Source organism: Pseudomonas sp. Ma2-10 (assembly GCF_054330215.1).
In genome coordinates this window covers 23899-44033 of record NZ_JBTEYL010000006.1, presented here as the reverse complement: position 1 = coordinate 44033, position 20135 = coordinate 23899, and the positions used below count along the sequence as shown (strand labels likewise).

Sequence of the window (20135 nt, the reverse complement as noted above, 5' to 3'; positions counted from 1 at the left end):
TACTGCGCCCTCGTCTTGAACACTGAGGTCGCTGCATGCCATCCGTTATTTCCACCGACGTTCTGATTGTCGGCGCTGGTGTCGCCGGCCTCTGGCTGAATGCGCGCCTGCGCCGCCAGGGTTTTTCGACCGTGCTGGTGGAAAGCGCCAGCCTCGGTGGCGGGCAAAGCGTGAAATCCCAGGGCATCATCCATGGCGGCGCCAAGTACGCATTGCATGGCGCCCTGACCGGTGCCTCGGAAGCCATCGCCGACATGCCTCGGCGCTGGCGCGAAGCCTTGGCGGGGGACGGCGAACTGGACCTGAGCGGCGTGCGCCTGCTGTCCGAAGCCCATTACCTCTGGTCCCCGGGCACGATCGCCGGCAATCTCACCAGTTTCTTCGCCAGCAAAGCGGTGCGCGGCCGTGTCGATCAGGTCAAGGGCGAGCAATTGCCCCCCGCCCTGCAAGACAAGCGCTTCAAGGGCAAGGTTTATCGACTGGCGGAACTGGTGATCGACGTGCCGAGCCTGATCCAGCGCTTGGCCGATCTGGCGGGTGATGGCCTGCTCGCCGGTCAGAACATCGAACCGTTGCTGGAGGGTGGAAAACTGGTCGGCCTGAAGGTCGACGAGCGCGAGATTCGGGCCCAGCGCATCGTCTTGAGCGCCGGTGCCGGTACGGCAGCGCTGCTCCAAGCCCTGGGGTTGAGTCAGCCCGCCATGCAACGCCGGCCATTGCACATGATCATCGCCAAAGGTCCTGGCCTCAAACCACTGTATGCCCACTGCCTGGGCGGCGGCACCAAGCCGCGCATTACCGTGACCACCCATCCGGCCGCCGATGGTCAGTGGGTCTGGTATCTGGGCGGCGAAATCGCTGAAGCCGAAGGCGTTGCCCGCCCCCCCGCCGAACAAATCGCCACCGCGCAGAAAGAACTCGGCCAGTTGCTGCCATGGATCGAACTTAGCACAGCGCAATGGGCCACTCTTCGAGTGGATCGCGCCGAGCCACTGCAATCGGGACTGACCCGTCCTGACAATGCATTTCTTGCCGAAGAAGGTCGGTTGCTGGTCGGCTGGCCCACCAAACTGGCGCTGGTTCCGGACTTTGCTGATCGCGTGATCGGGTCCTTGCAGCGCGACGGCATCCAGCCAAGCCATCCGACGCCGCTGCCCGACCTGCCAAAACCGCCGATGGGCGTCCCTGCCTGGGAGCAACTGCTGCCATGAGCCAACCGACCTTGCACGATCTGCATCGCCCGCTGGGTAGCACCGGCCTGCTGGTTTCGCCACTGGGCCTGGGCACGGTAAAACTCGGCCGTGACCAAGGCGTGAAATACCCCAACGGTTTTCAGATTCCCGATGATGACGAAGCGCGCATGCTGCTCAAACTCGCGCGCGACCTGGGCATCAACCTGATCGACACGGCCCCGGCCTATGGCCGCAGCGAAGAACGCCTCGGCCCATTGCTGCGTGGGCAGCGCCAGGATTGGGTGATCGTCAGCAAGGTCGGCGAAGAATTTTCCGACGGCCAGTCCTACCACGACTTCAGCGCCGCTCATACCCGACTCTCGGTAGAGCGCAGCCTGCAACGTCTGGAAACGGATTTTATCGACCTGGTGCTGGTGCATTCCGACGGCAACGACCTGGCGATCCTCAACGACAGCGAAGTCTATGCGTCCCTCGCCGAGCTGAAGAGCGAAGGCAAAATTCGCGGCTTCGGCTTTTCCGGCAAAACCGTCGAAGGCGGTTTGAGGGCTCTGGAACAAGGTGATTGCGCGATGATCACCTACAATCTGAACGAGCAGAACGAGCAGCCGGTCATTGACTATGCTGCTGCTCACGGCAAAGCCATTCTGGTCAAAAAAGCCCTCGCCAGCGGTCATGTGTGCCTGAGCCCGGGCGTGGACCCTGTTCGCGCCAGCTTCGAGTTGTTGTTTGAGCATCCGGGCGTTGCCAGTGCTATTGTCGGGACCATTAATCCGCTGCACCTCGCCCATAACGTCGCGACCGTTGCCCAAGTCCTACGTAGAAACTGATGCCGCCCACGCGGCCTTAAGCAGGAGCCGACATGCCGCGAACGCTCATAAGAAAGAACCCGAGCAACTTCAAGACCCTGCCGCTATGTGTCGAAGCAACTCCCGAAGGCCTGAGTTATAAAAGCGTCGGGATGCCGCTCAATTTCTCCCAGACGCTGCAACGTCGCCGCCCGGTGACGGTCGCCGACACTCAGCGGTTTTCGCTTGAGCTGGCCAACCTCGGGGTCTCGGTGCGCCTGACCCTCCATTGGCAGAACCGCGATTACTGGGTGTTGGTGCGTCAGCGTCGGCAAGATCGCGGCGACGTGGTGCTCAAGCTGATCTCCGGTTACGTGCCCGCCCATGAACTGAACCTGCCACTGCACACCGCGATTCAAGAAATTGCCGAAGAGTGCCTCCTGGAAACTCCGGAGGGCTGGCTCGGCGGGCGTTTCAACGACACTTGGCTGCCAGCGCCCTACTCGTCTGCGCTGCATTATCGCGAAGCCCTGCCGTTTCGCCTGACGCCGTTGTCCGGTTCGGCGCTGCCGGTGCGTTGCGCCAAGATGCAGTTGATCGAACGTCCAAGGGCTTATGTGCATTTGCCGACGGCCTCGCTGCAATTGATCTATGACTTGCGCCTGGACGTGCCCAAGGAGGCCAAATCCCTGAGCCTGTTCCATGTCGACGAACGACTGGAAGGCGATCAACTGGTGGCCCGGCTCGATCGAAAACGTCCCGATTTGTATCTGATGCCGCTGCAGGACGGCCAGCCGATGGCCGAGCTCTATACCTTGAAAAAGGATCAGCTGTACCCGGCGAGTACTCGCGGGTTGTACCTGGCAGAGAGTTTTGCCCAGCAGGATGGTTGGGTCGTCCGTGAGGAACGAATTCGCTGGAAGGACTGGATTGCACAACAAGGGTTAGAGGTACCAAAGGCTCCGCGACCAGGGCTGAAAAAACTGAAGCTCAAGGCCTTGCGCTTGGTCCGACTGGTACGAGGTGGTTTGCGCAAGTGAGCCTGAAACCCATCGTGAAGTCGTATCACCTGCAGGATCAATCTAGCCTGCTCGCTGCCGGTCCATGAATGTTCGTAACCGCGCAAAAAAATGGAAATACCGATTCTCGCGCTTTCCCATGCCGCGCTTGGGCGAAAACGATTCCTCAGCAAATGCTCCTGTGATACGAACACGCGAAGCCTTCGTATCCATGGTGCAGATCTTCGCTCCCGTCTGCTGCAGGGAAAATTTGAGCAGTCGCTCGGAGTGCAACTTCCTCCCTGTCGATTTAGAAAAATCGAAGATGCGCTCGATCCTTTTGCCATAAGCGACGAAAGTGTCACGCCCACAGATTGCAAAACGATCATTCAGCCCGCCCCACCACTGCCAGTCAGGAATGTAGGTGTGGAGACGCCGGGCTTCGGGATGATTGAAAACGTAAACGGGAAGCGCGGTGTGGAAGAATGTGTCCGGCCGAACAAAAACGACGAAATCGGGGCTAAAAGACTCCATCATTGTTGTGACGGTGTGCAGGGAATTAAGCTGGTAGATCAGGTTTCTGAGTGAGGCATAATCGTCAGCCCAAGTATCGCCCAGCGCTTTGACTTGTTCAAAATTCCAGCGCTCCAGAACCCCCTCGTTTGAAGTCAACTGCCCTGTCATGGCCTCGAAGGGCTCGTAGTTTTCAGCCTTCAACTCACCTTGCTCACCTGAGCGTAAGTTCTGGACCTCGCTGACTTCATACAAATGGTAAAAGCACTTTACGTTGCTGTCCGAGGGTAACCGTGCGAGGACGTTTTCTCGGATGGAAGGAAAGCAGATTTGCGAATTTCTCGGAATACCAAAGAAAGCCACCGCAATATTCAACACTCGACAGTACCCCTTGAAAATTAACTGAACCTGACTTTCTACACCCTGCAGGCAACAGGCGGCACGTCATGATTCATTCGCGACGAAACAGTTTCTGCCACCAACGGCGACACTGCAGAGGGATAACGATTACTTCTGATTTGTGCAACCAGTCCCGTTCATAGTCCCAGGCATGCCCACCCCAACGCTTACCCGCTTCATTGGAAAAACCTAACGTCATGAGCTGATAGTTATAACCGGCATGCCGACGCAACCAGTCGAACAACACCAGCGCATTGAAACCGGTTGTGGGTCCGACATAGCGTTTACCACCCGGACGATCGACGGGATAGTTCCACAACGCAGGCAAGGGAATGCGCTCCCAGTAAAGTGCCACCCGCGGCAACGGACACATGGCTCCCGTGCACCCCACCAACATCGTGAAACAACGTCCATCTGCCTGTTGAAAAAGCCGCTGCGCATCAGGGCCGTAGGGGAGCCCGAAAAAAAAAGCGTCCGGCGCATTAAATCCATGCACAAATACATTGACGCTATGAGCGCAAAGCAGCGCCGCCGGCGAACACTTGTTGAAGCTGACGACGACGTCATTAGTGCCGATATTCAACGCATCGAAATCGTCTCGGGTAATGGCGGGATTATTGGCAACAAGCACAACCCGAGCCGCCCCGTGCAAACACTCCTTGAGCGCTTGCGGCAATCCGTCCTGAACAGTCTGGTCACCGCCGGGCAATGCATCCAGCGCCATTGGCTCATCTGCTTGCGGTGGCTGATTCAGCATATCTATCCCGGAACCCGCATACCGTAACGAACTTTCACCCACAGGCGTGTGAGCGCTGAAGGGGGTTGCCAAGGCCGCATTTCACGCTGAATTTCGAAAGCGAGAGAGCTGCCCACACGCGCGAAAGAATACCGGCTCTGCGCGAATGCCTGCCCATTATCGGCAATACGAGCCATCAGCAACGGGTCACCCTGCAGCAGCTTGAGTTTTTCCACGGCCTCATCTTCGGATCGATAGAAAACCGTGTTGTGCATATCCCGAAAACCCAGCAGTTCGTCTTCTTCACCCTGGCTCCAGGCCAGCAACACACAACCGCACGCCATCGCTTCAAAGTTTTTGATCATAAATTCATTCATGCCGATATCGGCACTCACGAAAATCTTGATGCGATTGAGCATTTCCAGGTATTCGCCGCCTGATTGGGTGCGAGTCACCAACATGCCGGTACGCTGGGAAAGAGACTCAAGAAGCTTCTTGCGCCGTGCGTACTCGGTACTTTTAAGGCTGCCCAGAAAGCCTATCGGGATGTCTCGAACACCTCCGGTGTTATGCAGCATTTGTTCGTCATATCCCTTTGAAACGAACATTGCATCAATATTTTCAGCCTTCATTCGACGCGCAACGACAGCGCCGGAAACCAGAACGCGAGCGCTGGGCAGGCGGCTGTAAAGACGCGAGTAGACGTTCAGGTATTTACTTTCGGCCATGTAGTTCTGATAAGCGTCATGCTCCAGAAAAATCAGGCCTGGAATACACTTCAAAACCCTTAGTTGAGGGACAAGACGTTTGACTCTTGAGAAAATAACGACCCGATCGAATGCCTGGTAGTTGACCGAAGCGAGAAATGGCCCCAGTTTCTTCTGCTGTGTTTTGCTCAGGCGATAGACGACACACTCGTCGCAGTTCTGCTGCACGATTTCATATAGGCGATCCAGAATGACACGTTGCTCGTCCATCACCAGAAGCATGACTTTCATAAATTTTTTACCACCAGACGACAGCAGGCAAGAGCAATTGGGTAAATACCAGGCACTGTTGGGATGGTAGTATCCTCACGATAAAACCCGTTCATACGCAGTATGAAACGGGAGTCGTTAATCTAGTTAATTACTGCGAATTTTCTCGACAATCGCGGTAGTCGAGCTGTTTTCCACCAGCCCCAGCACTTTCACCGTTCCGCCGTAAGCGGTCACAATGTCCGCACCGACGACCTGCTCGATTCCGTAGTCCCCGCCCTTGACCAGCACATCCGGCTTGACCTCGCGCAGCAAGTTCTCCGGAGTGCCTTCAGCGAAGCTGATCACCCAATCCACCGCACCCAAACCGGCCAGTACGGCCATGCGACGGTCGACGCTATTGATCGGACGACCCGGCCCTTTCAGGCGGCTGACTGACGCATCGTCGTTGACCGCAACGATCAATCGATCGCCCTGGGCCCGTGCCTGTTCGAGGTACGTCACGTGGCCGGCGTGCAAAATGTCGAAGCAGCCGTTGGTAAAAACGATCTTCTCTTTGTGCGCGCGCGCATCGTCGACCGCCAGCAGCAACTGCTCAAGACCCAGCACGCCACGCTCCGAACCTTCTTCACGCTGGATGGCGCGACGCAGTTCCGGCGCGCTGATGGCCGCTGTACCGAGCTTGCCAACGACGATGCCCGCCGCCAGGTTAGCCAGTGCCACCGCGTGTGGCAGTTCTTCGCCAGCGGCAATCGCCGCCGCCAAGGTGGAAATCACCGTGTCACCAGCGCCGGTCACGTCGAACACTTCGCGGGCACGGGCGGGTAAGTGCAGCGCCGGATGATCCGGGCGCAACAGGGTCATGCCGTGTTCACCACGGGTCACCAGCAAGGCACCGAGGTCCAGGTCGTGCATCAACTGCGCGCCCTTGCTCACCAGTTCGTGCTCATCGGCGCAACCGCCGACGATGGTTTCGAATTCGCTGAGGTTCGGGGTGATCAGGCTTGCACCACGATAGATCGAGAAATCCTTGCCCTTGGGATCGGCCAGCACCGGAATGCCACGGGCACGTGCCGCCTGGATCAGCACCTGATGGTTTTTCAGCGCGCCTTTGCCGTAGTCGGACAGCACCAGCACTTTGATGCCTTCGAGCAATTCGTCGACTTGCTCGCCCAGCGCCAATGCGTCGGTGACGAAAGGTTCTTCGAAGTCGATACGCAGCAGTTGCTGGTGACGGCTCATGACTCGCAGCTTGACGATGGTCGGCTGGTGCGCGATGCGCTGGAACAACGCCCGCACGCCAGCGCCCTTGAGGCTATTGGCCAGGCTGTCGGCGGCTTCATCGTCGCCGGTCACGCCAACCAATGAGGCCGGAGCGCCGAGGGCGGCAATGTTCAACGCAACGTTGGCGGCACCGCCCGGGCGGTCCTCGATTTGCTCGACCTTGACTACCGGCACCGGCGCCTCAGGGGAAATCCGTGAGGTACCACCATGCCAGTAACGGTCGAGCATGACATCGCCGACCACCAAGACAGGGGCTTGATCGAATCGCGGCATGGACAACTTCATGGAGCAACCCACATACAAAATGAACAGGGCCGCGATATTAACACAGGGTTGGCGTGGGCTTGCGCATGGCATGAACGGGGGCATCAAAAGCAAAAAATCGCAGCCCTTGCAAGTTCGAAAACCTCAGGCTGCGATTTCTTCGGACCGTCACAGCAGGTGACGGAGCGCGCACTCAGGCGATGTCTTCCGCCGGGGCGTCGAGGCCCATGGCGTTCAGGCGAGCGTAGTGGCCATTCTGTGCAAGCAGTTCGGCATGCGTGCCGCGCTCGACAATCCGGCCCTGGTCCATGACCAGAATCAGGTCAGCCTTCTCGATGGTCGACAAGCGGTGAGCGATCACCAGCGTGGTCCGGCCTTTCATCACCTGATCTAAAGCGCCTTGAATATGCCGCTCCGACTCGGTATCAAGAGCCGAGGTAGCCTCGTCGAGAATCAGTAAAGGCGCGTTCTTGAGCAATGCCCGGGCAATCGCCAGACGCTGGCGCTGACCGCCGGACAGCAGCACGCCGTTCTCTCCCACTTGAGTATCCAGGCCTTCGGGCAGTTGCTCGATGAAGTCCATGGCATAGGCGTCTTTCGCGGCTTTTTCGATGTCTTCGCGAGGCGCACCGGCCAGATCGCCATAGGCAATGTTGTTGGCCACAGTATCGCTGAACAGCGTGACGTGCTGGGTCACTTGGGCGATGTGCTTGCGCAGATTGAGCAGCTTGTACTGCTCAACCTCAACACCATCAATCAAGATATCGCCCTTGTCGTGGTGATAGAAGCGCGGAATCAGGTTAGCCAAGGTCGACTTTCCGCTGCCCGAACGCCCAACCAGCGCCACCATTTGTCCCGGTTCGACCGAGAAACTGATGTCGTCGAGCACCTGACGTTCAGTGTCAGGGTAGGTAAAACTTAGATGTCGCACATCTAGTCTACCGGTAACGGCATCGTGCTCGACGGTACCGGTATCGATTTCCGGCTCAACGTCCAGTTGCTCGAAAATACTTTCGGCACCCGCCACCCCTTTCTGAATGGTCGAACTGACTTCGGACAATTGGCGGATCGGTTTAGGCAGCAAGCCAGCCAGGGTGATGTAGGCAACCATGTCACCGGCGGACGCATCGCCACGCAGGAATAGCACCAGAAACATCAGCACGGCCATGGCGCTGTAGATCACCAATTGCAGCAGCGGCGTGTAGATAGCGCCGGTACGGGTCATACGCAGTTGCTTGTCGGTGTTGCTCTTGCTGGCATTGAAGAAGCGTTTCTCTTCATAGACTTCGCCGCCGAAACTGCGGACCACGCGATAGCCCTGGATGGTTTCCGACGCCACGTGTGTCACGTCGCCCATGGCTGCTTGGATTTTCTTGCTCTGCTTGCGGAATTTCTTGCTCGCGGTACGCACCATTACGGCGATCAGTGGCAGGATCGCGATCATGACCAGCGTCAGCTTCCAGTTCATGAACAGCAGCGAAGCGAACAGGAAAATCACCGTCATGCCTTCACGGATTACGACCTTGATCGCATCTGTGGCCGCCCCCGTGACCATCGTCACGTTGAAGGTGATACGCGAAATCAAATGCCCCGAGTTACGCTTATCGAAATACCGGTTGGGCAAAACCAGCAGGTTATTGAATAGCTGCACCCGCAAGTCATGGACCAGTCCGAGGGAAACCTTGGCCAGAAAGTAGTTACCCAGATAAGATCCCAACCCCTGCCACGCGGCGATCAGAATGATCAGCAATGGCACCGTTTGCAGAAGCTGCAAGTCTCGTAGGTACGGAACGCTGGGAAACAGTACAGCCTCGGGATTTGACAGGCCGTCGACGAAATACTTGAGGATGTAGCCGAGCATCGGCTGCGTCGAAGCAAAAATCAGAAAACCGACGATGCTGATCAGGAACAGACCGATGTACGGCCGGACATAACCAAGCAGACGGAAGTAGATTTTCAAGCTCGAAGGGCTTGCGGAGAGACTGGAGTCGGTCATATCACGCGGATGTCGATGAAAAGGACGCTGACTTTAGCACAGCTTCCTCCGGGTACCGGCAATCGCTTAAAGGCTGTTATTGTTAGAGAACGCAATTAGTATCATATGGCCATTACGGCAAGTGGCCGATCAACTTCAGGATTGAATCTCCCAGCATGCAACTCAGCGTTCTCAACAGTACGTCCAATCGAGTCTTCGATTTCATTTGCCTGTGGACTCTTCCACTTGGTTACCTCTTGCTCCTGTGTGCGCTGTTCTTCCTGCCGGACCGCAGCCTGATGCACAAGCTTTACTACGGCTTGTTCAGCATTCCAGCGTTGACCGCGCTCTGCCTACGCCCACGAGCACTCAAGGAATTGCTGCGCGAGCCGATTTTCATCGCCGTGCTGCTCTTCGCCGGATGGGCGCTGCTGAGCCTGTGCTGGAGCCCGGGAGACGAAAGCTTAGGCGGCCAGCTAAAACCGCCAATTCACACGCTGATGCTGTTCGTCGGTTGCTACCTGCTGGTGCACTACCGCAGCGACATCATTCAGCCCCTGCTGTTTATTGCCGCCATGATGGGGCTGATCGCCTCGATCCATAACCTGTATATGTTTGCCCACATCTATCAACCGGGAATGCGCCTGGTTGGCGGTGGCGCGTTCGACAATCCATTACTAAGCTCGCACCTGTTCGGCTTCTTCTGTGCCTATTGGCTCAGCTTGAGCATGACATGCAAACGCCCAAAGATACTTTTTCTGAGCATTCCAGCGATGGTGGTCATGTTCGTTGCGGTGCTCGCTACCGGCTCCAGGACACCGCTGGTGGCACTGTCCCTGGCCGCGCTTTGGCTGGGGTTCATCTGCTGGAACCGCCGTTCGGTTATTTTGCTGGGAATCCTGCTCGCCGGAGGAGCGGCAGTTTTCGCGGTGTTTTCGAACATGATCAGCGCAAGAGGCGACTCCTATCGCTTCGAAATTTGGCAAATGGTCCTGCAAAAAATTGCCGAACATCCCTGGATCGGCCATGGTTACGCCGCCACCCTTGCCGTCGATCCTGGCGTAGGCTACGAGCTGTCGGAACCTCACAGTTTCGCCTTGGGCGTTCTTTATTACGTCGGTATTCTAGGCTTTCTTCCATGGGTGTTCTTCCAAGTCTGGAGCCTGCTGGCCAGCTGGCGCAATCGGCTGCAACCGCTGTTCATTGTTGCCTCGACCTGGCTTGTGTTTGGCATCGGTGCGGGCCTGACCGAAGGTGGCGGAATCATCTCGCGCCCCAAGGAGCACTGGTTTCTGCTATGGATTCCACTGGCACTGATCGCCGCGCTGAGCATCAACCAGCGTGCCGGTCGCTTGCTGGCGATGCCCATCAAGAAATTGGCGCAGGCTGACTTGGCGAAATTGACTGCCAACGCTCACGTGATCGAAGAAGATGGTCTGGGGCCGAAAGTCCTGCGCCTGATCGATGGCTGCTTCCTGAAGCTATTCCGCGAACGTCGCTGGTACACCTCCGGCAGCTTCAACCCCTACTCGGAACGCTTTACCGTCAACAGCGAAAGCTTGCGCCGCATGGGCATTCCAACGCCACAGATCCTCGACCTGTACCGCATCAACGATGGCAGCAGCGCCGTGCATTATTTGCCGCTGCCGGGCAACACTCTGCGCCAGGTCCTGCAGGGCCTCACTGCACCGGACATGCGTGAGGCGCTGGTGGAACGCTTCGGTAAATTCATGGCGCATCTGCACGAGCAAGGGGTGTATTTCCGCTCCTTGCATCTGGGCAATGTTCTGGTACTGGAGGATGGCGAGTTCGGCCTGATCGATGTGGCCGACTTACGCATCTACCCTTCCTCACTGAGCCTTTCCTTGCGTCAGCGCAATTTGCGCCACATGCAGCGATACACGGTCGACCGTCGCTGGCTGTTCGAAGATCATTTCCAGGCACTGCTGCGAGGCTACGCTGTGACGGCATCAAAATCTGCGGTGGATAACCTGCACAGGCAAGTGCTGGCCGCCCGCCAAACGACGCGAGTTCAGGGATAACCGACGGACTGCAGTGATTGCTCAGCGATACCGAGCAATCACTGCGGCTGCCGCTGGCGGGCATAAGCAAGGAAGCCTTCGATGTCATCGTTGCAGAGTTTATCGGCCAAACCGTGCGACTCTGCCTCTGGCCAGTTCCACCAGGCACTCTGCAGGAGCTGAAAGCACTGCTCCTCAGGGAAGCGCCAGCGCAGGAATTTCGCCGGATTACCACCGACATCGCGAGTCACCAGTGCACCCGCCGCCGCGATTGCACCATCTCCCACCGTGACACCAGAAAGTATTGTGCAGTTGGAACACAGCCACACGTCGCTGCCGATGTTCACATCCCCGTTTGGTGCCGCTGTAACTGCTGATGGACGAGGCCTGTTTGACCTTCGCCGGAAACGCAAAGGTGGTGACTCAGTCGGCACGGTGATGGCCACCGAGAAAAATCTGCACGCCCTCAGCGATTGAACAATAGGCAGCAATGCTCAGGGCCGAACCTTCCTACCAGTCATGAACCTGCGGTAAACCATAACTGCCACGACCGAAGGCCTAATCCGGGTATCGCAACTTGAAACGTTCCACTCCTCGTTCGATCTTCGGCAGCTTTCGAATCGCCCGCCTGGTACGCTTTTCGCGATAGCGCTGAACCCAGCCCATGACTCAGTCTTTTTCCAAAGATGAGAAATACAAGCGCCCCAAGCCACGCCAGGTTTTCTTGTTCCAGGCCCAAAACGGGATCTGAGCCAGCAGCTCTCGAGCCAGCTTGCGGTCCCGGTTGGCGGTCTTGAGAAACATTGAACTGAGGAACTTGTAGCGCACGTGCTCGTACAGCGGGTGATCGCTGAACAGCGCGTAGGAACGCAGAATATTGTCGATCATAAAGCGGTGATTCTTGTAGGAGTTGGTGGAGTGCTTGCGATAGCGCGCCATCACCACACCCAAACCATCGATGAAATAGCCGGCACGCGTCACCTTCAGTTCGATCAGCAGGTCTTCGAGACGAATGTTGGGGTCGAAACCGCCGACCTTTTCCAGCGCTTCGCGACGAATCATCAGGGTTGGCGCGGGCGGGTAAGGCTTGCGTTCAAGGAACATGTCTTCGAAGTCCAAGCGGCGGAACGGCACATCGCGGCGCTGGCGCGCCTCGGGGTACAGATTGCCGTCTGCATCGATGAGTTCAATATTACCGGCGCAGATTCCGACCTCCGGCTTGCCATCCATATACGCGACCTGCGTAGCGATTCGCTCTGCGATCATAATGTCGTCGGAACCGAACGGCACGATCAGACTTCCCTTGGAGCGGGCAATGGCACCATTGAGAGTATTGGTCAGCCCTTGATTCTGCTGAACACGGAAATCGAAGCCGTGGAGCGCCTGCAAGGCATTGATCCGTTCCACACTGTCGTCGCTGGAGCCATCATCGACCACCAGCAACTCAATGTTCGAATAGGTTTGGTTGATGACGCTGAGAATGCTTTCCTCAATGTAGCGACCGTGGTTGTACGACGCGATGATGACCGTGACGAGTGGTTGTACGTCGCTCATGGTTGTTCCTTGCGGGCCTTGTTCAGGCCGGATTCGATCAGGGTCAGGTATTCCTGACGGAACACATCAATGTCATGGTTTTCCTGGAGATAACGGTAGGCCTGCTCGCCCTTGGCCTTGAGTTCACCGTCAGATAGTTCGAGGTAATTATCCAGCGCTGCTACCAAGGCTGGCACATCGGCCGGCGTAACCGCCAACCCACCAGCACCCTGAATCAGCGGCAGCATGGCCGGTACGTTGGAGGCAATCACCGGCAAGTGGCCGCTCATGCCTTCGAGCAGTGCCAAGCCCAGGCCTTCAGCCAAGGACGGCATGGTCCAGATGTCGAACGCACGAACGTATTGCAAGGCGTTTTCCTTGAACCCCAACAAATGTGCACGACCGCTCAATCCAAGGTGCTCGATCTCTGCGGCCAGGCGTGACTCTTCACGTCCGGCGCCGATGATGGCCAACTGGGTATAGGGATACTTGTCCTTGAGCGCCGCAAATGCTTGCAGCAGATAAGTGTGTCCTTTGACCGGCACTAACCGGCCCAGCGCACCGATCAATCGCACCTGCGAGTCAATGCCCAGCAACTCGCGGGCATGCTCACGGCTGTGTTGCAAACCTTCAGCCTGCTCGATGTCGATGGCATTGGTAATGGCGAAGGTATTCTCGTCGGTGAAACCGCTGTCACAGTCCAGCAAATACTGCTTGACCGCCGGCGACACACCGACAAAACGCCAGTGGCTATCAATCAGGCGCTCGGCCTGGCGGCGCCGGTAAAACCGGTCGTATTCGCCAAAACCGTGGGAGATACCGATGCACAGCGAAACTTTCAACCAGCGGTTGAGTGCCAGCATCATGTTCACCGGCTTGAAACGGTTGCAAATCACCACATCGAATTTTTCTTTGCGGCAGAACTGATACAACCGCCACATGGCAAGCAGGCGCATTCCCTTGAGCGATTTGTCGGAAAACTCGAAATACACCGAACGGTCGGCACGGCTCACCGCCTCACCCGGCCCAGGCTTGCCGCGCAGAAATGCGGCGGTCACTTCATAGCGATCACTCGGCAGCGCCTTGACGATTTGCTCCGCAAGGTCGGCAAAGTCATGCGCTTTGACGTTGTAGTCAGGCTGCAACTGCAGAACCTTTGACCTCTGACTCATAACTCTCCCCGATGAAAACCAGTCGCATCGATGACCCACGCTGGTTCAGCGGCGACGCGCCTGACCTCGGCCGGATCGGGTTGTGGCATCCGTGACCACTCGTTGCGCTTCCAGCAAACGAAGTGAAAGTACGGAAATCGGCGATCGCCATCGCGATCATTTCTCAAATTGCCGTCGCGCCAACTCCATTTAAGCGGGAAATTTTCTGTGCCGTCATGCCATTTGATACAGCCACCCGGCGTACTGAATGCTTCGGTAAACTCGCTGCGTCGACGCCATGGATTGAACTTGCCCACTAGTTTGAACAACGGCTCGGGAAAATTCTTGCGCCAGAGAAAGATTCGACTGAATGCGCCCTCGTCCAGTGCATGGTGCTTCTGATCGGTGAATCGCGATTTCCAGTCCTTGATCTGCCTGAACAACTCACGCTTACGGGCAGTGTTACGAATCAGACAAAGATGCCCCGCCACTCTTCGCTCGTGGGTGGAGTACAGATCGTAGGAGGCGAGCCGATCCGCAGTGAAATAACTACGCAAATCCCCATACACCAGATCAATATCGCCAAACCCCCAGAAATCATAGCCTTGCAGGTGGTCGGCATGAATAAGTCCGAACGCTGGCCTGATATCGCAGAGTTTGTAAGCTTCGGTCGGCGCAAAGTCGATCCCCAGCCGCTCGGACACCAATCCGCAGTAATCGCTGAACATCATGCTTTCAATGGTGACATTGGGCGGCAGATTCTCCGGAACCCCACAGTCACTGAAAAACAACCAGTCGATGTCTGGATTGCGACGGCAGCTCTCCAGAAAAAATGGCATCCAGAAGGGCCAGCGGCCGAAATAAGGCATCAGAAACAAAATACGCGGGCATGGGTTGATCACAGAAAACCTCACTGTAAATGCTAGAAACATGGCCATATCAGACAATGTTGTACTTCAGTTCTGCTTCACCGGTGTTTCACCATGCTTCAAAAGCCAGAACAGTTCGTGGCGTCTGACCGCCTTGCGAAAGAACTCATTCTCGCCATAGATGGGCGGCACTCTACTGGCCAAGAGCCACTGTATCAACCGCCGAGTTCGCCGCTTGAACGGCATCGACGGTTGCAGGTCGTGCATCATCCCGAGCGCCATGGCTTTGTCGAGCTGAATCCCCGGCGACATCGGTATACAGCAGGGCTGCATCGGTACGGACGAATCGAAGCACGGCGGCAGTGCTACGCCATGACCTGCATCGCCCATCGGCCAACGATCGTTGTCATGCAAATGGTTGGCGTAACCGAGCAAAGTGGTTGGCTGCCACTCGAGGCCACGCAATGCCTCAATGACCGCTTGCTGCGCGCAAAGGTGGTCCGGATGAGGGTCGAGCGTCGGGTGCGGCATCACGATGACATCGGGCCGCGCCCGCAGCAGCAACTCCCGCAGATCGGCCAACAGATTGTTCCAGGTCGGCGCACCGTCGGTGTCACCCGGCAAGGCAAAGGGATTCAACTGACGGAACAGTCGCGTGTCGTCCATATCAGCTTCGCGCGATCCCACCGGCCGGGCCGGTGTTGCTTGCATGGCCGACAGTTGCAGGCAGAAATAGCCCAACTGCACGCAACGGTTTTCGGGCACCCCGGCCCAGCGCGGCACTGCGATGCTGTCCCAAGACCGGAGTCGCCCCTTGAGGCGTGCCGCTTCAACCTTGTTCAATCCCAGTTGCTGATAGTGCTCAGCTTCGATTTCACCGGCGGTCAGGGTGACGATCCAGGCTTCGTCGGCCTGACTGTACAAACCGAATGCGGCCAACTCGGCATCGTCGGCGTGGGGAGCAATCACCATCACCCGCTGACGGCTGTAATCCGGATGCTCGAACACCCTGAGCACCGGTTCACCCAGCAGTCGGCAGAAACGCCCACGCAGGCGTAACTCACCTTGCGACAGAACCTGCGCCTGGCCACTGAGGTTGAGGTAACGCAGACCGTCCACACCACGTTCGAAGGTTTGTCGGTCCGGGTTATCCCCCCCCGACAACTCGACTACGGGATCGATAAAGCGTCCAAGCCAGGTGCTTTTTATCCGCAGCGCCAGGATCAGAGTGGCGTCATCGACCAGCATGACGCCGTCGTCAAGGCGCAAACGTTCACCGTCAAGGTAAACCTTGGGCTGCTGGGTATACGGTGGAAAGCTGTATTGATAATCGTCTTTGGGCGAATAAAACAGGTGGTCGGCGAACCAGGCCTCGTGGGCAATCCAACCCAGAACCGCGAGCACCGGCGGCAGCCACCAGGTCACCACCACACCCATGGCAATCAATAGCACCAGCGCGATGAGCAGGCCGGTGCGCTTGTTGCGCCGATGGCGCTTGAGCAATTGCTGTTTGCGGTTCACAGGTAGGTTCATACGGTGAACACCGGCACCGGATTGCACCAGCGATCCTTGTATTCACGGTCGGCACGACCGAAAGAAAAGCGCAACGGTTTGTCCAACGCCCGGGCATGCTCCCAGGCGCTTTGTGTATTGAGAAAGCTCAGCACACTGCCCGGACTGAATTCGCGGGTTTCAGGATCGACGCCGCCATTGATGTACTCGACGCTGATCCACTGCGGTGCCTCAACACGGTAGACCAGTTGAGTCGCTATCGGCGCATCGTTGAGAAAAATCACCGAGCCGATCAGCAAATCACGCAGCAACTCGATGACCTCAGCCATGCGCTCGGCCCCCGTCGCCGGGAAGCCCCAGCGACGCTGGAACAAGTCGCAATAGATCGCGGCCAGTTCACGGCTGGAAAACTCCGCGACCGGCCGGACCACTCCGCCCGCTTCCTCCAGCAATCGCAATTCACGGCGCTGGTTGTAGCGAAACTTCTTCGACAGTTCTTCGGGAGTGCGGGCCATCGCCAGCTGTTCAGCCTGCAACTTGATGCCGGTGAAGCGGCCTTCATTCAGCGCCGACAGGTAGCGTCCACGGTGACGCAGCGGCGCTTGTGCATCGGCGGCGGCCGGCAGGATGACCTCGGCATTACCGAGGTCGAACAGACCTTTTTTACCGAAGCGCTTGAGCACGTCCTTGGACAAGGCGAGGTCGCGGCCCCAGCTCGGGATCGCAGCTTTGACTTCACCGTTTTGCTCCCAGGCCAGGTAGCGCACAGGGATGCCGGCTAACTGCGCCAGCCGCTCGACCACCACGGGGTGAGTGGCGACGCTGCCGCCATATCGTTGCCAGGCCTCGGCATATGTCGAGGCGTCGACTACCGCCCAGCCACGTTCGCGCCAGCCTTGAAATCGGTTGAGCATCAGCCCCTCGGCGCCAGTTCGGTAACATGCGGCAAACACCAGAAAGCATCGCGCACCGCGCGGTCAGAGAAGCGCTCACGCAAGCGATCGAGCATGAGCTCGGCACACTGGTGACGTTGCTGCTCGTCCATCGCGGCCAGATGTTGCAGCCCTTGAGCCAAGTGCTCGGCATCGCCCAGCGGGAACAGAATACCGACACCCTCGACCACTTCCTTCGCCCCGCCACACGCCGTGGCGAGCAAGGGTACGCCGGCAGCCATGGCCTCCAGCAGCACCATGCCAAACGGTTCGTGATCGGAACTCAACGCAAACACATCGAAGGCTCGGAAATAACGTCGGGCTTCAGGCACCTGACCGAGGAACAGCACGCGGTCGCCGATACCCAACTCACGAGCCAGGGCCTTGAGGTCCTGTTCCAGCCGACCGGCACCGAGAATCACCAATTGACTGATGGCCGGCAAACCCGGCAACGCCGCAGCAAAACCGTGCAGCAGCGTGGTCTGATCCTTGTCCGGATGCAGCCGTCCGACATTACCGACAACCCAGGCATCCGGCGCCAGGCCGAGGGTTTCCCTGGCCTCGCGAACCGACACCTGGCTGTCCTGCAAGGTCTGCACATCGATACGGTTATAGAGCGTCTGAATCCGCACCGGCGGCCACTTCGGCAGGCAATGACGCATGTCGTCGCGCACGGCATCGGAAACCCCGAGCAGACTCAGGCGCTTACGGAAAATATTGGCGAAGAGTTTGCGCGTGCCGCGCTTGTAATCGTCAAACGCGTGATGCACGCCAATCACCGGCAACGACGTGCCGAGCAAGGCGATATAAATAGGTTTGAAACGGTGAGCGATGCAAAAACTGAAATTGCGCGACGCGGCGATCTTGCGCAAATCGCTGATGGCGCCCAGCTTCAGGCCACGAATGGCCTTGGAGCTGTATTCCATGAACAGCACTTCATCGGAAGCACAGCCCGCGGCGACGTCGGCATCGGCAGCCCCGGTCAAAAACACCGTGGTCACTCGAAAACCGGTCCCCGCGAACAGGCTGGCATACTGCCGGGCGCAGTCCAGAAACGGCCCGTCATAGCCGTGACAGAACTGCAGCACATGGCGTTCAGCCGAGCGTGTCATATGCGTCCGCGCCTTCTTTGACCACCAGGATGTCTTCCATGATCAGATACTGTAGATCGGAACCGAAGAACATGTTCAGGGCGTCCGTCGGCGAGCAGATCATCGGTTCGCCACGACGGTTGAGCGAGGTGTTCAGCGACACGCCGTTACCGGTCAGCACTTCCAGCGCCTTCATCATGTCGTAGTAGCGCGGGTTGTATTCGCGCTTGAGCACCTGGGCCCGGGACGTACCGTCTTCATGGACGACTTCCGGCACGCGGGTCTTCCACTCTTGCGCCACTTCAAAGGTGAAGGTCATGAACGGCGCAGGGTGATCGACCTTGATCATCTGCGGTGCAACGGTGTCGAGCATCGACGGGCAGAAAGGCCTCCAGCGCTCGCGGAACTTGATCTGGTGGTTGATGCGGTCAGCCACGCCAGTCGCACTCGGGCAACCGATGATCGAACGACCGCCCAAGGCGCGCGGACCAAATTCCATGCGGCCCTGGAACCAGGCCACCGGGTTGCCGTCGACCATGATTTTGGCGATGTTTTCCGGCATGTTCTCAAGCTTGCGCCCTACCGGCTTGCTCGGGTGACGGGCGCATGCAGCGAGGACGTCTTCGTTGGTGTACGACGGACCGAGGTAGACGTGTTCCATCTTCTCGACCGGCACACCACGAGCGTGGGACACATAGGCCGCCGCGCCGACCGCGGTGCCAGCATCGCCGGACGCAGGCTGCACGAACAGTTCTTTAACGTCATCGCGGGCGATGATTTTCTGGTTCAGCTTGACGTTCAACGCACAGCCACCGGCGAAGGCCAGTTTGCCGGTTTCCTTGAGCACGTCGCCCAGGTAATGGTCGATCATCTGCAGCGAGATTTTTTCGAACAGTGCTTGCATGCTCGCGGCGTAATGGATGTACGGCTCGTCAGCGATGTCGCCTTCGCGCTTGGGACCCAGCCACTCGATCAGCTTTGGCGAGAAGTAGAAACCTTTGCCCTTCTCTTTATAACGACGCAGGCCGATGACGTTGGCGTAGTCGGTGTTGATCACCAGTTCGCCGTTTTCAAACGAAGCCAGGCGCGAGAAATCGTATTTGCTGGCATCGCCATACGGCGCCATGCCCATGACCTTGAACTCGCCGTCGAGCATCTCGAAACCGAGGAACTCGGTGATCGCGCCGTACAGGCCGCCGAGGGAGTCCGGATCGAAGAATTCCTTGATCTTGTGGATCTTGCCGTTTTCGCCGTAACCGAAAAAGGTCGTGGCGTACTCACCCTTGCCGTCAATCCCGAGGATCGCGGTTTTCTCTTTGAAACCGGAGCAGTGATAAGCACTGGAGGCGTGAGCCAGGTGATGCTCGACCGGCTCGATCTTGATTTTCTTCGGATCGAATCCCAATTGCTCGAGGCACCAGACAATCTTGTTGCGATAGCGCTTGTAGCGACGGTTACCCATCAGGATCGCATCGAGCGCGCGGTCCGGGGCGTACCAGTAACGCTTGGCGTAATGCCAGCGAGCTTTGCCGAACAGGCTGATCGGCGCGAACGGAATCGCTACCACATCAACGTCGGAAGGCTTGATACCGGCCTGCTCGAGGCAGAACTTAGCTGACTCGTAAGGCATGCGGTTCTTTGCATGTTTATCGCGCACAAAGCGCTCTTCCTCAGCCGCCGCGACCAGCTTGCCGTCGATGTACAAAGCTGCGGAAGGATCATGGCTAAGGGCGCCGGACAGGCCAAGAATCGTCAATGCCACAGGGGTCTAGCCTCTTTAGTCTGCATGCAGGCGCAAGGCGCCTCAAAGATTAATGTGCCCTCGCAAAGGGCGAGTGGCAGCTAAAGGGCGGGATTATAGCTTAAACATGGCGGGAATGACCCAGCGCATATTACCCCCGT

16 protein-coding genes and 1 pseudogene are annotated in these 20135 nt (G+C 57.7%); 4 read left to right on the top strand and 13 right to left on the bottom strand.

All coding sequences use genetic code 11. The features are described from left to right. Positions 1 to 35 precede the first annotated feature (35 nt). From ACXPVS_RS10100 to ACXPVS_RS10090, 3 genes are read left to right on the top strand one after another with little or no spacing between them, the layout of a single operon-like run. Positions 36 to 1211 carry an NAD(P)/FAD-dependent oxidoreductase gene (locus ACXPVS_RS10100; protein ID WP_458509799.1) on the top strand — a complete coding sequence of 392 codons (1176 nt, stop codon included), beginning with the start codon at positions 36 to 38 and terminating at the stop codon, positions 1209 to 1211. Continuing rightward, the gene (locus tag ACXPVS_RS10095) at positions 1208 to 2020 is read left to right on the top strand and encodes an aldo/keto reductase (RefSeq protein WP_458509798.1); all 813 of its coding nucleotides are present in this window, start codon (positions 1208 to 1210) and stop codon (positions 2018 to 2020) included. Before ACXPVS_RS10100 ends, ACXPVS_RS10095 begins: the two co-directional genes overlap by 4 nt. Positions 2021 to 2052: 32 nt before the next feature. After that, positions 2053 to 3018, top strand: coding sequence for a metal ABC transporter ATPase (locus ACXPVS_RS10090; RefSeq protein ID WP_458509797.1), 966 nt, complete (start codon positions 2053 to 2055; stop codon positions 3016 to 3018). Positions 3019 to 3060: 42 nt separating this feature from the next. Here ACXPVS_RS10090 and ACXPVS_RS10085 read toward each other — a convergent pair whose 3' ends face one another. From ACXPVS_RS10085 to msbA, 5 genes are all read right to left on the bottom strand, one after another. Next, on the bottom strand, positions 3061 to 3867 hold the full coding sequence (locus ACXPVS_RS10085) for a hypothetical protein (protein WP_458509796.1): 807 nt from the start codon (positions 3865 to 3867) through the stop codon (positions 3061 to 3063). Between the two features lie 73 nt (positions 3868 to 3940). After that, the gene (locus ACXPVS_RS10080) at positions 3941 to 4645 is read right to left on the bottom strand and encodes a hypothetical protein (protein ID WP_458509795.1); all 705 of its coding nucleotides are present in this window, start codon (positions 4643 to 4645) and stop codon (positions 3941 to 3943) included. 2 nt (positions 4646 to 4647) lie between these two features. Further along, entirely contained in the window at positions 4648 to 5622 is a 975-nt protein-coding gene (locus ACXPVS_RS10075) for a glycosyltransferase (RefSeq protein ID WP_458509794.1), read from the bottom strand. Positions 5623 to 5748: 126 nt separating this feature from the next. Beyond that, a complete protein-coding gene (hldE, locus tag ACXPVS_RS10070) occupies positions 5749 to 7170 on the bottom strand; it encodes a bifunctional D-glycero-beta-D-manno-heptose-7-phosphate kinase/D-glycero-beta-D-manno-heptose 1-phosphate adenylyltransferase HldE (protein ID WP_458509793.1) in 1422 nt (473 codons plus the stop codon). A 172-nt stretch (positions 7171 to 7342) separates the two neighbouring features. After that, positions 7343 to 9145 (bottom strand): lipid A export permease/ATP-binding protein MsbA, encoded by a 1803-nt coding sequence (gene msbA / locus ACXPVS_RS10065; RefSeq protein WP_458509792.1) that lies wholly within the window; start codon positions 9143 to 9145, stop codon positions 7343 to 7345. A 155-nt stretch (positions 9146 to 9300) separates the two neighbouring features. Here msbA and ACXPVS_RS10060 point away from each other — a divergent pair, with 155 nt between their 5' ends. Further along, a complete protein-coding gene (locus ACXPVS_RS10060) occupies positions 9301 to 11166 on the top strand; it encodes an O-antigen ligase family protein (protein ID WP_458509791.1) in 1866 nt (621 codons plus the stop codon). Between the two features lie 38 nt (positions 11167 to 11204). Here ACXPVS_RS10060 and ACXPVS_RS10055 read toward each other — a convergent pair. From ACXPVS_RS10055 to ACXPVS_RS10020, 8 genes and pseudogenes are all read right to left on the bottom strand, one after another. Then, positions 11205 to 11811, bottom strand: a pseudogene (locus tag ACXPVS_RS10055) (CatB-related O-acetyltransferase). Positions 11812 to 11814: 3 nt separating this feature from the next. Next, positions 11815 to 12699 carry a glycosyltransferase gene (locus tag ACXPVS_RS10050; RefSeq protein ID WP_458509790.1) on the bottom strand — a complete coding sequence of 295 codons (885 nt, stop codon included), beginning with the start codon at positions 12697 to 12699 and terminating at the stop codon, positions 11815 to 11817. Then, positions 12696 to 13850, bottom strand: a complete 1155-nt coding sequence (locus ACXPVS_RS10045) for a glycosyltransferase (RefSeq protein WP_458509789.1) — start codon at positions 13848 to 13850, stop codon at positions 12696 to 12698. The genes ACXPVS_RS10050 and ACXPVS_RS10045 overlap by 4 nt, the downstream gene beginning before the upstream one ends. Then, complete coding sequence (locus tag ACXPVS_RS10040) at positions 13847 to 14731, bottom strand: DUF6625 family protein (RefSeq protein ID WP_458509788.1); 885 nt, start codon at positions 14729 to 14731, stop codon at positions 13847 to 13849. Before ACXPVS_RS10040 ends, ACXPVS_RS10045 begins: the two co-directional genes overlap by 4 nt. Before the next feature lie 54 nt (positions 14732 to 14785). Then, positions 14786 to 16219, bottom strand: a complete 1434-nt coding sequence (locus ACXPVS_RS10035; protein WP_458509948.1) for a PIG-L deacetylase family protein — start codon at positions 16217 to 16219, stop codon at positions 14786 to 14788. 8 nt (positions 16220 to 16227) lie between these two features. After that, positions 16228 to 17124, bottom strand: a complete 897-nt coding sequence (locus tag ACXPVS_RS10030) for an antimicrobial resistance protein Mig-14 (RefSeq protein WP_458509787.1) — start codon at positions 17122 to 17124, stop codon at positions 16228 to 16230. Next, positions 17124 to 18254: a glycosyltransferase gene (locus ACXPVS_RS10025; RefSeq protein WP_458509786.1), complete on the bottom strand. Its 1131-nt coding sequence runs from the start codon at positions 18252 to 18254 to the stop codon at positions 17124 to 17126. The genes ACXPVS_RS10030 and ACXPVS_RS10025 overlap by 1 nt, the downstream gene beginning before the upstream one ends. Beyond that, complete coding sequence (locus tag ACXPVS_RS10020) at positions 18238 to 19995, bottom strand: carbamoyltransferase family protein (protein WP_458509785.1); 1758 nt, start codon at positions 19993 to 19995, stop codon at positions 18238 to 18240. The genes ACXPVS_RS10025 and ACXPVS_RS10020 overlap by 17 nt, the downstream gene beginning before the upstream one ends. Between the last annotated feature and the right edge of the window lie 140 nt (positions 19996 to 20135).